Here is a 13608-nt window from a genome sequence, read left to right as displayed (position 1 = left end):
ACAGTCGATCACGCATCACGCAGGGAAAGGCGCGCGGTCGCTGAACGCAAGCGCAAGGGCTGGACAAGCCTCGGATACTGGAGAACAGCCCTTCCACTGGCGTCGAATGCCGTTTCGCGACGCCGTCGGGCAGCGGCATTCCGCCGATTCCTACACGCATCGGCCACACAGCATCGGCAATCGTATCGCCATGACCGCAGCCCGCCCCGCTCCGCCGCCCTGGTGGATCGTCCAGTGCGGCGACGACCCAGTCATCGCCACCGCGATCCATGATGGACACGACCTCGACGCAAGCACCTGCGCCGCGATGGTGCTGCCCGAGGACGCGCGCCTGCGCGAGGAAGATCCCCATACCGGCCAGGCGATCATGGACGTGCCCAACCATGTGGTCGCGCTGCGATCGCGATTCGAAGCCGACCTCAACCGCGGCCTTGGCGACGCGATCTACCTGGATCCCGCGCAATGCTGGGGACTGCAGGTCTGGCGCGCGCCGCCCTCCGGCGCGCTGTTGCGGCGACTGCAGGATTACCACCGCGGCTTTTACCACATGCTCGCCGCGCTGCTCGACGGCATCGTGGCGCGGCACGGCCGCTTCGTGCTGCTCGACGTGCACAGCTACAACCACCGGCGCAAGGGTGCCGACGCCGCGCCGATGCCGCAGGCGTCCGCCCCCGACATCAACATCGGCACGTTTTCGATGCCGCGCGAACACTGGGCTTTCCTGCTCGATCCGCTGATGGAGGCGATGCGCGCATTCGACTTCAACGGCCGCCGGCTGGACGTGCGCGAGAACGTGGCCTTCCAGGGCAAGGGCGAGCTGGCGCGGTTCGTGCACGAACGCTATCCCCGGACCGGCTGCGCGATCGCGCTGGAGTTCAAGAAGTTCTACATGGACGAGTGGACCGGAACCCCCGACCCGGGGGAGCTTGCGGCGATGCGGTATTTCATCCGCCACGTCGCCGCGCAGGCACGAGTCCTGCTGGGCCAACCGGCGTGAGCGCAGGGGCGCCTGCCCGGAAGCCGCCAGCACCGCACCTGGACGGCGAGCATGCCTATCGCCGCCGCCTGCCCGATGGCGGTCGCGTGTACCTGGACCGACCGTTGCCGTTCCTGCTGCTGGCCCGCTACCCCGACGCGCCGTTCAGCCTCGCGCGGCGGATTGCCTCGATCGGCGCGGCCAGCGTGATCTGGCCCGAGGCCGGCGACGAGCCGGCCGATGCATCGGCCGGCATCCAGGTCGGGGGGTTGCTGGACCAGCTGCAAGCCGATTACCCGCGTTTCCTGCTGGTCGACCTGCACGACCTGCCGCGCGACGCCAGCGTGCAAGAGCAGAGCCCGCGCCTGGAGCCGTTCGACTTCGTTCTGGGCGCCAGCGACGACCCGGCCGCACGGGAAGTGGCGAAGGCCCTGGAGCGGGCCTTGGCGGACATCGAGATCGACCTGCGAAAACCCGAAGTCCGCAGATCCGGCCTGCTGCCCGCATCGCCCGGGATCCAGGCTGCCCTCGAGGGCCGCGAGGGGATTTCGCGGCTGTCGCTCGGCATCCCGCAGATCCATCGCATCCCGGGTGATGGGCGGCGCATCTACCCGCAGATCTACCACCAGCTGGAAGTCGCCGTTTCCGACGCGTTGCTGCAGGCGGTGGCCCACTTCGTCGAACGGGTCGCCGCCGGCGATCGCGACCGCGACCGCGGCGGACGCCCGCAGCATCGTTCCTTCGGGCGTCGGCGCTTCGTCCAGGCCGCCACCCGCGCCGACCGCGCGCTCGCCCGGATCAGCGCCTCGTTCGATTTCCTCCTGGGCGTGTCCCCGATCAACACCTTGCAGGCCTGGGAGGAGTTCGAAGCCGGCAAGCGACGCCGGCCGCCGGAATTCCGCTACCGCCCGCTGCCGATCAACCCGGATGCCGCCAAGCGCCGTCTCTATGCCATCGACCTGCGCGCGGTCGAGGACCCGGTGCTGGAGCAGCTGTTCGGCGAAAAGCGAATCGAGCTGGACCAGCAGCTGATGATGCTGCAGCGACGAAATACCAGCGCCTTCCGCTACGTGTCCCTGCTGCAATACGGCGCAGTGGAACGCTCGCTGCTCGAACTGGCGCGCGTGATCCTGGAGGCGTTCCCGCCCGGGACCCGGGGCACCGCGCCGCGCGTGGATGCCTCCGTGGTCCAGGCCGAAGCGCAGCGCATGCTTGGGCGCTATGCGCAACGCGCCCCCGCTTTCGCCATCGCGGAGACCTGCCTGCGCGCGGACATCGGGCCGGGGCTGATGGTGTCGGGCCGCTCGCTGTTGATTTCCACCGCCACCAGCGTGCCCAAGCCACGCCTGGACCCGCTGCTGCAGCACGAGATCAGCGTGCACGTCCTCACCTTCGTCAACGGCAACCAGCAAGGGCTTGGCATCTTTGGCGCCGGCCTGGCCGGCTATGAAGGCCTGCAGGAAGGGCTGGGCGTCCTGGCCGAATTCCTGGTCGGGGGCCTGACGGTGGCACGCTTGCGCCTGCTGGCTGCGCGCGTGCTCGTGGTCGAGGCGATGCTGGACGGGGCCGACTTCATCGCCTGCCACCGCCTGCTGCACCGCGAGCACGGCTTTTCCGCCCATGGGGCATTCAACATCGTGACCCGGGTTTTCCGATCCGGCGGCCTGACCAAGGATGCGATCTACCTGCGTGGCTTCCAGCAGGCACTGCGCTGGGTCGCCGAAGGCCGCCCGCTCGATCCGTTCTGGTACGGCAAGATCGCCGAGCGCCACGTGCCGGTGGTGGAAGAGCTGGAGTCGCGCGGCATGCTGCGGGCACCGGTGGCCACGCCTGAATTCCTCGAACGCCCCGGCGCGCGCGCGATGCTGTCGCGTCTGCGCCAGGGCCAATCCTTCATCGACATGCTCAGGGAAGACCCGCCATGGTGATCGCCTTCTTCGTCAACTCGATCGACTCCGAATACCCGCGCTACACCACGACGGTGCTCGCGCACGAAGCCTCGCGCCGGGGCCACGACGTGTGCTACCTCACCCCGGGCGATTTCGTCCTGAGCCCCGACGACACCCTGCAGGTGCACGCACGCATGATCCCCCCCGGCAAGGGCAGGTCGCGCAGCCGCGACGAGTTCTTCAAGGCGCTGAAGAACGCCGGCAGGAAGAGCAGGTTGATCGACGTGGAGGAACTGGATGTCCTGATGCTGCGCAGCGATCCGTCCCGCGAGGCGAGCGAGCGGCCCTGGGCGGAGACCATCGGCATCCAGTTCGGGCGCCGGGCCGCCGATGCGGGCGTCCTGGTACTCAACGACCCGGAATCACTCTCGCTGGCGATCAACAAGCTGTACTTCCAGTCGTTCCCTCGCGAGGTGCGCGCCAAGACGCTGATCACCCGCAACACCAGCGACATCAAGGCCTTCGCCAAGGCCAATGGCGGCAAGGTCGTGCTCAAGCCGTTGCAGGGCTCCGGCGGACAGGGCGTGTTCGTGGTGAACTCGAAATCTTCGGGCAACCTCAACCAGATGGCGGAGGCGATCTCGCGCGACGGCTACATCATCGCCCAGGCCGTGGTCCCGGGCGCCGACAAGGGCGACATCCGCCTGTTCATGATGAACGGCGTCCCGTTGCAGGTGGACGGCAAGTTCGCGGCGATGCGCCGGGTAGGCGCCGAGGACGACGTTCGCAGCAACATCCATGCCGGTGGTACTGCAAAGCCGGTGAAGATCACGGAGCGCGAACTTCGCCTGGCGGAACTGATCCGGCCCAAGCTGCAGGCCGACGGCATGTTTCTGGTGGGCATCGACATCATCGGCGACACCATCCTGGAAGTGAACGTGTTCACCCCGGGCAACCTGTTCACCTGCAGCGAAATGGCCGGGGTCAACTTCGCCTCGCACATCATCGCCTCGATCGAGCGCAAGCTGCAGATCCGAGACGAATACCCCGGCCACTTCGTCAACTCCGCGCTGGCGGTCATGTAGGCGCGGAGGAAGCACGGTCCCGGTAACGTCCAGCCGGGCCGGGGCCCGCGGGCCGCCGGCTCGGGCGCGGCCAGCGGGGGGCGGTCGGCCACGAAGCACCACCGTCCGCTGACTCCACGCCCGGGATGGGGCTTGCGGTCCTTTGTGCTGCCAGGCCGGGGCTGCTAGGCCTCGCGCAGGCTGCGGAACACGCGCAGCATCGCATCGGCGCTGACGGCGACGTCGTCCTCGCTCGTCGCCCAGTTGGAGACCGAGATGCGCATGGCCGCGAGGCCGTGCCAGGTGGTGCCGCTGGCCCAGCAGGTGCCGTCTGCCTGGATCCCCGCGACCACCGCACGCGTGAGCTCGTCGTCGTCGCCGAAACGCACCAGCACCTGGTTGAGGACGACGTCAGCCAGGATGGTGACGCCTGCTTCGGCAGACAGCAGTCCGGCGAACTGGCGGGCACGCGCACAGCAGCGGTCGACGAGGTCGGCGACGCCATCGCGACCGAGGGCGCGCAACGCCGCGTACACCGGGATGCCGCGCGCGCGGCGCGAGAACTCGGGGACCCAATCGACGGCGTCGCGCTCGGCGCCCCCGGTCTGGATCAGGTAGGCGGCGCTGGAGGTCATCGCATCGCGGTGGTCGCCGGCGTCGCGCACGATCGCCACGCCGCTGTCGTAGGGCACGTTGAGCCACTTGTGCGCGTCGGTGGCCCAGGAATCGGCGAGCTCGATGCCGTCGGCAAGCCCGCGCACGGCTTCCTCGCCGCTGGCGCGCGCCCACAGGCCGAAGGCGCCATCGACATGCAGCCACGCGCCATGCGCATGCGCGGCGGCGGCGATCCCGCGCAGCCGATCGAAGGCGCCGGTGTTCACGTTGCCCGCCTGGGCGCAGACGATGACCGGGCCCTGCAGGGTCGGAAGCAGCTCGCGCAGGCGCTGGTCCTGCATCCGCCCCTGGTCGTCGGACTCCACCTGCACCAGCGCGCGCATGCCAAGGCCCAGGTAGCGCAGCGCGACCTCGACGGTGACATGCGCCTCGCGCGAGGCCACGACGTGGATGCGCGGCGCGCCATTGAGGCCATCGGCCTCCACGTCCCACCCTGCCCTGCGCAGCACGCCATGGCGCGCTGCGGCTAGGCAGGTGAAGTGCGCCATCTGGCAGCCGGTGACGAAGCCGACGCCGCTTTCGCGCGGCAGGTCGAACAGCTCCAGCAGCCAGCGCGCCGCGATTTCCTCCAGCGCGGCGGCGAGCGGCGAGATGACGTGGATCCCGGCGTTCTGGTCCCAGGTCGACACCAGCCAGTCCGCCGCCAGCGCAACCGGCAGCGACCCGCCGATGACGAAGCCGAAATAGCGCGGCGCGGCGCAACCCGAAGCGCCACGCCCGCTCTGCACGGCGAGGAGGTCGAGCACCGCCGCAGGATCCTCGCCCTGCTGCGGCAATGGCGCGTCCAGCGCCGCCATCATTTCCCCACGCCCGGCGCGTGCGCCGACGAAACGTTGCGGCAGATCGTCGAGGAAGGCACTGGCGTGCCGGTGGGCGCGGTCGAGGAGTGGATCGAACGGGCTGCTCATGCGATGTTCCCGGCTGCGGTGGCGCGGGTATCGTAGCCCCGCGGGCTTGCAGGAGCAGGCCGTGCCACCCCGCACTCCTGGCGCCTGGATCGGGCGAGCCGCCATCGCTTGCCGCAGGTCAAGGCCGCTGGCGTACGCCGCAGCCACTATCCATCCAGGAGGAAAAGCATGCGCCCGAACAACCACACGTCCACGGTGCCGCCCCTGCTGGCCGACACCGCCGCGATCGACGCCTACCTGCACGGTTATCCGGACGTGTTCGCGGCGGCGCGCCAGCCTCCCGTCGACCTCGCCGCGTGGCAGGCGCTGGGCGAGGATGCAGGCGAACCCGCCTACGCCACGGCGCAGCGGCTCGGCCTGCCGCTGGTCCGGCTGGATGGCGTGGAAATTGCGCCGGAGGCCATCGATCTGGTGCCCTCGCAGATGGCGCGGCGCCTGCGCGCGGTGCCCCTGCGCATCGTCGGTGGACTGGTGGCGGTGGCGATGGAGGACCCCGGCATGCCCGACGCCCAGGTCCTGCTCAATTTCCTGAGCCGCGAGCGGGTCGTGCCGCTGGTGGCTTCGCCGATGCAGATCCGCGACGCGATCGCGCGCCGTTACGACCAGGCCGAGGACCAGGCGATGGCGCGCCAGCTCGGCATCGACCCCAAGGGCGGCACCGATGCCCCGGACGAGCGCGAAGCGCATCGCCTGGCACTGGAAAAGCCCGTCGTGCATATGGTCCACGCCCTGATTGCCGATGCGGTCGCGCGACGCGCCTCGGACATCCACCTGCGCCCGGGCGAGGATGCCGCGGACGTGCTGTACCGCATCGACGACGAGCTGCTGCCGGTGCGCCGGCTGTCGCGCGCGCTGCTGCCGGCGGTGGTCAGCCGCATCAAGGTGCTGGCCTCCATGAACCTGGCCGAGCACCGGCGTCCCCAGGACGGCCGCGCGACGTTCCAGGTCGACGACACGCGCGACGTGGACCTGCGCATTTCGGTGCTCCCGGCGGTGTTCGGCGAAAGCGTCGTCGTGCGCCTGCTCGATACCGCCGAGGGCTTGTGGAGCCTGGACCAGCTCGGCCTCACGGATGCCGACCGCCAGCGCCTGGACGACGCGATGGCGCGCAGCCATGGCATGTTCCTGGCCACCGGCCCGACCGGTTGCGGCAAGTCGACCACCCTGTACGCGATGCTGCTGGAGCTGCGCAAGCAGCGCATCAACGTCCTCACGATCGAGGACCCGGTCGAGTTCCACATCGCCGACATCCAGCAGATGCAGGTGAACCGCGCCGCCGGCTTCACCTTCGCCACCGCGATGCGCAACTTCCTGCGCCACGATCCCGACGTGATCATGGTCGGCGAGATCCGCGACCGCGAGACCGCCGACATCGCTTTGGAAAGCGCACTCACCGGCCACCTGCTGCTGAGCACGCTGCACACCAACACCGCGGCAACGACGGTCACGCGGCTGCTCGACCTCGGCGTGGAGCCCTACCTGCTGCGGGCATCGCTGCTGGCGGTGATGTCGCAGCGGCTGGTGCGGCTGACCTGCCCGCAATGCCGCGTGGTCGAGCCGGTCGACGCGCACGTGCGCGAAACCCTCGAGGTAGGGACGGACGAGGTCTTCCACGTCGGCCAGGGCTGCCACCAGTGCGAAGGCCTGGGCGTATTCCGACGCCAGGCCGTGTATGAACTGATGGTCGTCAGCCCGCGCATCCGCCGCCTGATCGTGGCCGATGCCGATGCCGACGCGCTGCATTCGGCGGCGATCGACGAAGGCATGGTGCCGATCACCCAGGCGGCGATCGCGATGGCGCGCAGCGGCACGATCTCGCTGGCCGAAGCCTGGCGGGTACGCGCCGAATAGGCGGCTGTCGCTCGGACGACGGAAGCCGCCCGCGGGCTGGACGCGCGGAAGCGAGCGCGCGTCGTCCCCGCGCGCTGGCCGCGCGCCTGGATGACCCAGGTCAGGGCAGGAGACGTTCCCGTGCGGGAAGCTGGGATTCCACGCCAAGGGAACTGCGCCATGGGCAAGCCCATTCCGGTCGAACTCAACCCGGCCCACCAGATCGAGATCGATGGCGCGCTGGTGGCGGAGGCCCTGGGGCTGGAAGTCGCCAGGTTCCGGCAGTTGCTGGAAGACCGCAAGATCACCGTGCTGTGCGAGCGCGGACTCGACGAGGATGCCGGTCAATATCGCGCCAGCTTCTACCATGAAGGCAGGCGCGCGCGGCTGGTGGTCGACGAGGCAGGCCGGATTCTCGGCGAAATCGAGCAGCAGCCCGCGTCCGCCCGGTAACGCCGTGGTTCGACGGCACCGGGGCTTGCCGATTCGCCGCCGCTGGCATCCGCTCGTCCCGGCGAAAGCCGCCTGCGGCACCGGCACGGCTCGCGTTGGCGGATGCCGTTGCGGCAGGCCACGTGGTCCAATGCAGGCAGAGCGATCCGCACCGGACACCTAACGATGCCGGCCACAGCCAGGACGGGACTGAGCACTGACGAAGCCGCCGCCCGCCTCCGGCGCGACGGCGCCAACGTGCTCCCGGAACCGCCGCGCAAGCGCGGATGGACGCTCGTTGCCGAAGTGCTGCGCGAGCCCATGTTGCTGCTGCTCGTTGCGGCCGCCGCGATCTACATGCTGTTGGGCGACCCGCGCGAAGCGTCCCTGCTGCTGGCCTCGGTGCTGCTGGTGATCGGCCTGACGCTGTACCAGGAATACAAGTCCGAGCGTGCGCTGCAGGCGCTCCGCGACCTCAGCAGCCCGCGCGCGCGGGTCCTGCGCGACGGCGCGGCCACGGTGGTGCCGGCGCGCGAAGTGGTGGTCGGCGACGTGCTGCTGGTCGGTGAGGGCGATCGCATCCCCGCCGATGCGCGGGTGCTGGAGGGCGCCGACCTGCATGTCGACGAATCCCTGTTGACCGGCGAGTCGGTTGCGGTCGCCCGCGCCGCCGGTGGCGTCGGCGACGACCAGCTACTGCACGCCAGCACCCTGGTGGTGCGGGGGCGCGGCAGCGCGGAGGTCGTCGCGACCGGCGCCGCCACGGCGGTCGGCAGGATCGGCGACACGCTGGCGTCCATCGACGTCGAGCGCACGCCGTTGCAGCGCGAAATGCGGCGGACGGTGGCCCTGTTCGCCACCCTGGGCATCGCCACCTGCGTGGCGATGGTGCTGCTCTACCGTTGGCTGCGTGGCGGCTGGCTGGACGCGGTCCTGGCGGGCATCACCCTGGCGATGTCCAACATCCCGGAGGAGTTCCCGGTGGTGCTGACGGTGTTCCTGGCGCTGGGTGCGTGGCGCATGGCCCGGCACAACGTGCTGGTGCGGCATGCGCCGGCGATCGAAGCGCTGGGCTCGATCACGGTGCTGTGCACCGACAAGACCGGCACCCTGACCGAGAACCGCATGGCGGTCGCCGAGCTCGATGGCCACGATACCGGCGAACTGATCGCGATGGCCAGGCTCGCGTGCCCGCCGCTGTCGCACGATCCGATGGACCGCGCCGTGGTGGAGGCCGCCGCGGGCACCGGCCTGGCCCCCGAACCGGAGGGCTGGCAACGCCTGCGCGAATACCCGCTCTCGAGCCGGTTGCCGGCGCACGTCGAGGTCTGGCGCAGCGACGATGGCCAGCTGCGCGTCGCCGCCAAGGGCGCGCCGGAAACGATCCTCGCGCTGTGCGGGCTGCCGGAGGACGAGCGCGCGGCACTGCTCGCGCGGGTGGAGGCGATGACGCAACGCGGGTTGCGCGTGCTCGGCGCCGGCGCCGGCAACCTGCCCGCCGCGATGGGGTCGGCACTGCCCGACGATGTCGCCGCGTTCCAGCTGCAATGGCTGGGCCTGATCGGCTTCGCCGACCCGCTGCGGCCGGCAGTACCCGAAGCCGTCGCCGACGCTCGCGCTGCGGGCGTGCGCGTGCTGATGATGACCGGCGACCACGCGGGCACCGCGCGTGCGATCGCCACGCAGGCCGGTATCGCGATCGGCGCCGGCGTGGTGGGCGGCACGGACGTGGAAGGCTGGGACGAGGCGACGCTGGCACGGCAAATCGAGTCCGCCAGCGTCTTCGCCCGCGTGCGCCCGGAGCACAAGCTGCGGCTGGTGCAGGCGCTGAAGCGACGCGGCGAAATCGTGGCCATGACCGGCGACGGGGTCAACGACGCCCCCGCCCTGGTCGCTTCGCACGTCGGCATCGCGATGGGTGGCCGTGGCACCGACGTGGCACGCGAGGCCGCGTCCATCGTCCTGCTCGACGACAACTTCGTCAGCGTGGTGCGCGCCATCCGCCTCGGGCGCGGCATCTACGAGAACATCGCCAAGGCGGTGCGCTACATCCTCGCCGTGCACGTGCCGATCACCGGGCTGGCGCTGCTGCCGCTGCTGGTGGGCACGCCGCCGGTGCTGCTGCCGCTGCACGTGGTGTTCCTGGAACTCATCATCGATCCGGCGTGTTCGATCGTGCTCGAACGCGAACCGCCGCCCGCCGACATCATGCGCCGGCCGCCCCGCGCGCCCGGACGAAGACTGCTGGATCGCTGGACCATGCTGGGTGCGCTCGGGCAAGGCGCGGTGATGTTCGCCACCGTGGCCCTGACCTTCGCGATCGCGCTGCGCACGGGCCTGCCGCACGCGCAACTGTCGGCGCTGGCCTTCGTCGCGATCGTCGCCGGCAACCTGTTCCTGATCCTGCTGCACCGCTCGGGCGATTCGCTGTGGCAGGCGCTGCGCACGCCAAATCCAGCGTTCTGGACCGTCACCATCGTCGCCAGCGCGGTGCTGGCGCTGGCGGTCCTGCATCCCGCCGTCGCCAGCCTGTTCGGATTCGCGCCCCCGCCGACGGCGCTGCTGGTCTGGGCGATCGGGTTGCCGTTGGCCGCGGTCGTCGTCCTCGATACCTGGCAGCGGCTTCGCGCCCGGCGGCGCGCGGGATGAACGGGTGCGGCAACCCGCAGCTCTCGTACGCGGCGCCGCGTCAGGCGCGCATGCTGCCGGTATTCAGGTAGCGCTGGTGCCACGACAGCGCTTCGGGCAGCAGGTGCGGGGTGTGCTTGCCGAAGCTGTCGCGGCAGGCGCGCTCGAAGTAGTCGGCCAGCATCGGCCGGTAATCCGGATGCACGCAGTGGGCAATGATGGCGCGCGCACGCTGCTTCGGCGACAACCCGCGCAGGTCGGCCAGCCCCTGCTCGGTGACCACCACGGCGACGTCGTGCTCGGTATGGTCGACGTGGCTGACCATCGGCACGATCGCCGAGATTGCGCCGCCCTTGGCGGTGCTCGGGGTCATGAAGCACGACAGGAAACCGTTGCGGGCGAAGTCGCCGCTGCCGCCGATGCCGTTGATGATGCTGCTGCCCGCGACGTGGGTGGAGTTCACGTTGCCGTACAGGTCGGCCTCGACCATGCCGTTCATCGCGATGCAGCCCAGGCGCCGGATCAGCTCGCCGTGGTTGGACATCTCCTGCGGCCGCAGCACGATGCGGTTGCGGTAGCGTTCGATGTTGCGCACGAACTCGTCCACGCCTTCCGGGCTGAGCGAGAACGACGTCGCCGAGGCCATTTCCAGGGTGCCGTCGGCGAGCAGGTCGAGCATGCCGTCCTGGATCACCTCGGTGAACGCGTTCAGGCCACGGAAGCCGCCCTCGCGCAGGCCGGCCAGCACGGCGTTGGCGATATTGCCGACGCCCGACTGCAGCGGCAGCAGGCGCTCGGACAGGCGGCCGACCCTGATCTCGTGGCGGAAGAATTCCACCAGGTGCGCCGCGATCCGCTTCGACACGTCGTCCGGCGGACTGAAACGGCCGATGCGGTCGGGCGCGTCGGTTTCCACCACCGCGACGATCTTGGCCGGATCCACGCGCAGGTAGGGTTCGCCGATGCGGTCGCCCGGATGCAGCAGCGGGATCGGCTTGCGGTCGGGCGGCATCGCCGTGCCGTAGTAGATGTCGTGCATGCCGTCCAGGCCCAGCGGCTGGCGCTGGTTGACCTCGACGATGACCTTGTCGGCCAGGTCCAGCCAGGTCTTGTTGTTGCCTATCGAAGTGGACGGCAACAGGCGGCCGTCGGCCAGGATCGCGGTGGCCTCGATGATCGCCACGTCGATCCTGCCGAGGAAACCGAACAGCGCGTACTGCGCGACGTGGCCCAGGTGGAGGTCCATGTACTCGATCTCGCCGCGGTTGATGCGCGCGCGAAGTTCCGGATCGGACTGGTAGGGCAAGCGGAAATCGATGCCGCCCGCCCGCGCCAGCGCACCGTCGAGCTCCGGCGCGGTGGAGGCGCCGGTCAGCACCCGCAGGCGGAAGGGCTCGCCACGCTCGTGCGCATCGCTGATGCGGGTGGCCAGCGCCAGCGGCACGGCCTTCGGATAGCCGGCGCCGGTGAATCCACTCATGCCCACGGTCATGCCGGGCGCGATCAACGCCGCGGCATGGTCCGCATCCATCCGCAATGCCGCCAGCCCGGCATGGGCGATACGCCCGCTCATCGGCGTTCTCCGGCTTACCCGCCCCGCACCCAGACCAACGCTTCCTCGCGCTGCCCTGGCATGAAGACGCGGTAGCTGACGAACGGAAGCAATGCGCTCTCGATCCGGGTCCCGGCCCTGACCCACGCCTGGTCGGAGACCACCGCCACCCGCCCGAAGTGCCTGAGCTTGCCCAGCATCGGCAGCGCCCGTGCGATATGCGACCCGAGGCCGGAGACCTCGATCGCGTCCAGCGATCGCGTCTCCACGAACACGTGGATCACCTCGTGCGTGGCCATGGCCTGCTCGATGCGATCCATCATCGCCGCAAGATCGACCCCGGTGAGCCGGTCGGACACGGTCACCGCGATGACGTCGTCGGCACCGTCGATGAACTCATGCATGGTGGTCGCCCTCCGCGCGCATCGCCTCCTCCCGGGTCGCATGCACGGTGCCGGGCGCGTGGTGGGGCGGCGAGTAGATCGTTACCAGCCGCAGGCGTTTGGCGCCGGTGTTGCGGATGTTGTGGCGCATCCCGGCGGGCACCAGCAGCAGCGCGCCCTTGTCCAGGACCTGGCTCACTCCGTCCAGCACCGCTTCGCCACCGCCCTTGGCCACGAGGAAGATCTGGTCGGTGTCGTGGTGGACCTCGTCGCCGATCTCCTCGCCTTGGCGCAGGCACATCAGCAGCACCTGCGAATGGCTGCCGGTGGCGACCTCGCGCCGGAAATCCTTGTTGCCCTTGGCCAGCTTGCGGATTGAGCCATTGAATGCCGTCATGGAGCATCTCCTGTCGGGAACATGGACACCATGGCACAACGGGAACGGGCCGCATTGACCGGTATCAAGCCGCCCGCCCGCGGATTGCCGCGGCCGCGCCGGGACAGCCCGTTCCGCGGCCGTGGCGGCCAGCCGCCGGGGCTTCCACGATCGAGGCCTACCCGGGGGCGTGAGGCATGGCAAAGGGGCGCCGGACAAGGTTGGCATCATCGATGACCGGCGGATGCGACGGCATCGGCAGCGAGGTCGCGGCGGTGCGAAGTACCGCATCGGTGGCATCGATCGCGGTGAACCCGGCGCTTCGCCGCGCGCCCGGCCCGGGGCCACCGTGCCCTACAACGTGGAGGTCACGTCGCCGCCGCGCGCACGCAGCAGCTCGGCGGCCTGCCCGCGCTGTTCGGCGGAGAACGCGTGCACCACGACCGTGGTCCTGCCGCTGGCCATGGCCTCGCGCGTGGCTTCGACGTAACGGTCGTGGTCCGGCCGCAGCGAAACCAGCCCGCCCAGCATCAACCCGCCAACCGTGCCGAAGAACAACAGCACCAGGCCAGCCGCCAACGGCGAGCTGACGACCGGATGCAGCCCCAGCGCGTACAACGCGGCGAACACCAGCACTCCCAGCACCGCACCGGCGATGCCCAGCCGGACGTGGGCGACGACGATCGTGCGCCAGATGCCGCGGCTCTCGGGCTCCAGTTTGCGGCCCGGATGCGGGTCGTCCGGCGCGATCACCTGTACCTGCGACGCGCCCAGCGCCAGTTCCGTGGCGACGGCCTTCGCCGCCTCGCGCGCGGCCGCTTCGCCCGCGAACACGGCAGCGACCTTGCTGTTCGACAATTCGGCGGTGATCGGCGTGGTCGCGGTGGTCATGCAG

General features: G+C 70.0%; 11 protein-coding genes. 6 read left to right on the top strand and 5 right to left on the bottom strand.

Going from position 1 to position 13608, the window contains the following annotated elements; genetic code table 11:
• The first annotated feature begins 190 nt into the window (after positions 1–190).
• The 3 genes from MQC88_RS01000 to MQC88_RS00990 are packed head-to-tail and all read left to right on the top strand — an operon-like array spanning position 191 to position 3950.
• Positions 191–997 carry an N-formylglutamate amidohydrolase gene (locus tag MQC88_RS01000; protein ID WP_243318390.1) on the top strand — a complete coding sequence of 269 codons (807 nt, stop codon included), beginning with the start codon at positions 191–193 and terminating at the stop codon, positions 995–997.
• On the top strand, positions 994–2904 hold the full coding sequence (locus MQC88_RS00995) for a peptidase MATCAP family protein (protein ID WP_243318389.1): 1911 nt from the start codon (positions 994–996) through the stop codon (positions 2902–2904). The genes MQC88_RS01000 and MQC88_RS00995 overlap by 4 nt, the downstream gene beginning before the upstream one ends.
• Entirely contained in the window at positions 2898–3950 is a 1053-nt protein-coding gene (locus MQC88_RS00990; protein ID WP_243318386.1) for a glutathione synthetase, read from the top strand. The genes MQC88_RS00995 and MQC88_RS00990 overlap by 7 nt, the downstream gene beginning before the upstream one ends.
• Positions 3951–4114: 164 nt before the next feature.
• Here the strand turns inward: MQC88_RS00990 and MQC88_RS00985 are convergent, their stop codons facing one another.
• Complete coding sequence (locus MQC88_RS00985) at positions 4115–5512, bottom strand: pyridoxal phosphate-dependent decarboxylase family protein (protein ID WP_243318384.1); 1398 nt, start codon at positions 5510–5512, stop codon at positions 4115–4117.
• Positions 5513–5680: 168 nt separating this feature from the next.
• Here MQC88_RS00985 and MQC88_RS00980 point away from each other — a divergent pair, with 168 nt between their 5' ends.
• From MQC88_RS00980 to MQC88_RS00970, 3 genes are all read left to right on the top strand, one after another.
• Positions 5681–7363 (top strand): GspE/PulE family protein, encoded by a 1683-nt coding sequence (locus MQC88_RS00980; RefSeq protein WP_243318382.1) that lies wholly within the window; start codon positions 5681–5683, stop codon positions 7361–7363.
• Between the two features lie 159 nt (positions 7364–7522).
• On the top strand, positions 7523–7795 hold the full coding sequence (locus MQC88_RS00975; protein ID WP_243318381.1) for a DUF6522 family protein: 273 nt from the start codon (positions 7523–7525) through the stop codon (positions 7793–7795).
• 165 nt (positions 7796–7960) lie between these two features.
• Positions 7961–10423, top strand: a complete 2463-nt coding sequence (locus MQC88_RS00970; RefSeq protein ID WP_243318378.1) for a cation-translocating P-type ATPase — start codon at positions 7961–7963, stop codon at positions 10421–10423.
• Between the two features lie 40 nt (positions 10424–10463).
• Here MQC88_RS00970 and scpC read toward each other — a convergent pair whose 3' ends face one another.
• From scpC to MQC88_RS00950, 4 genes are all read right to left on the bottom strand, one after another.
• The gene (gene scpC, locus MQC88_RS00965) at positions 10464–11975 is read right to left on the bottom strand and encodes a succinyl-CoA:acetate CoA-transferase ScpC (protein ID WP_243318376.1); all 1512 of its coding nucleotides are present in this window, start codon (positions 11973–11975) and stop codon (positions 10464–10466) included.
• 14 nt (positions 11976–11989) lie between these two features.
• Entirely contained in the window at positions 11990–12358 is a 369-nt protein-coding gene (locus tag MQC88_RS00960; RefSeq protein WP_243318375.1) for a SpoIIAA family protein, read from the bottom strand.
• Positions 12351–12734 (bottom strand): cupin domain-containing protein, encoded by a 384-nt coding sequence (locus MQC88_RS00955; RefSeq protein WP_243318373.1) that lies wholly within the window; start codon positions 12732–12734, stop codon positions 12351–12353. Before MQC88_RS00955 ends, MQC88_RS00960 begins: the two co-directional genes overlap by 8 nt.
• A 333-nt stretch (positions 12735–13067) precedes the next feature.
• A complete protein-coding gene (locus tag MQC88_RS00950; RefSeq protein ID WP_243318371.1) occupies positions 13068–13604 on the bottom strand; it encodes a hypothetical protein in 537 nt (178 codons plus the stop codon).
• Positions 13605–13608: the final 4 nt, after the last annotated feature.

The organism is Cognatiluteimonas sedimenti (assembly GCF_022808325.1).
Lineage (GTDB): Bacteria > Pseudomonadota > Gammaproteobacteria > Xanthomonadales > Xanthomonadaceae > Cognatiluteimonas > Cognatiluteimonas sedimenti.
The sequence above is the reverse complement of the archived record's forward strand: the minus strand, read 5'-3'. Positions and strand labels throughout refer to the sequence as shown.

What these genes read in the sequence shown, in the direction of transcription:
- MQC88_RS00960 (WP_243318375.1), bottom strand. Translation starts at nt 12,358, where the DNA reads ATGCATGAGTTCATCGACGGTGCCGACGACGTCATCGCGGTGACCGTG.
- MQC88_RS00985 (WP_243318384.1), bottom strand. Translation starts at nt 5,512, where the DNA reads ATGAGCAGCCCGTTCGATCCACTCCTCGACCGCGCCCACCGGCACGCC.
- MQC88_RS00975 (WP_243318381.1), top strand. Translation starts at nt 7,523, where the DNA reads ATGGGCAAGCCCATTCCGGTCGAACTCAACCCGGCCCACCAGATCGAG.
- scpC (WP_243318376.1), bottom strand. Translation starts at nt 11,975, where the DNA reads ATGAGCGGGCGTATCGCCCATGCCGGGCTGGCGGCATTGCGGATGGAT.
- MQC88_RS00980 (WP_243318382.1), top strand. Translation starts at nt 5,681, where the DNA reads ATGCGCCCGAACAACCACACGTCCACGGTGCCGCCCCTGCTGGCCGAC.
- MQC88_RS00955 (WP_243318373.1), bottom strand. Translation starts at nt 12,734, where the DNA reads ATGACGGCATTCAATGGCTCAATCCGCAAGCTGGCCAAGGGCAACAAG.
- MQC88_RS01000 (WP_243318390.1), top strand. Translation starts at nt 191, where the DNA reads ATGACCGCAGCCCGCCCCGCTCCGCCGCCCTGGTGGATCGTCCAGTGC.
- MQC88_RS00990 (WP_243318386.1), top strand. Translation starts at nt 2,898, where the DNA reads ATGGTGATCGCCTTCTTCGTCAACTCGATCGACTCCGAATACCCGCGC.
- MQC88_RS00970 (WP_243318378.1), top strand. Translation starts at nt 7,961, where the DNA reads ATGCCGGCCACAGCCAGGACGGGACTGAGCACTGACGAAGCCGCCGCC.
- MQC88_RS00950 (WP_243318371.1), bottom strand. Translation starts at nt 13,604, where the DNA reads ATGACCACCGCGACCACGCCGATCACCGCCGAATTGTCGAACAGCAAG.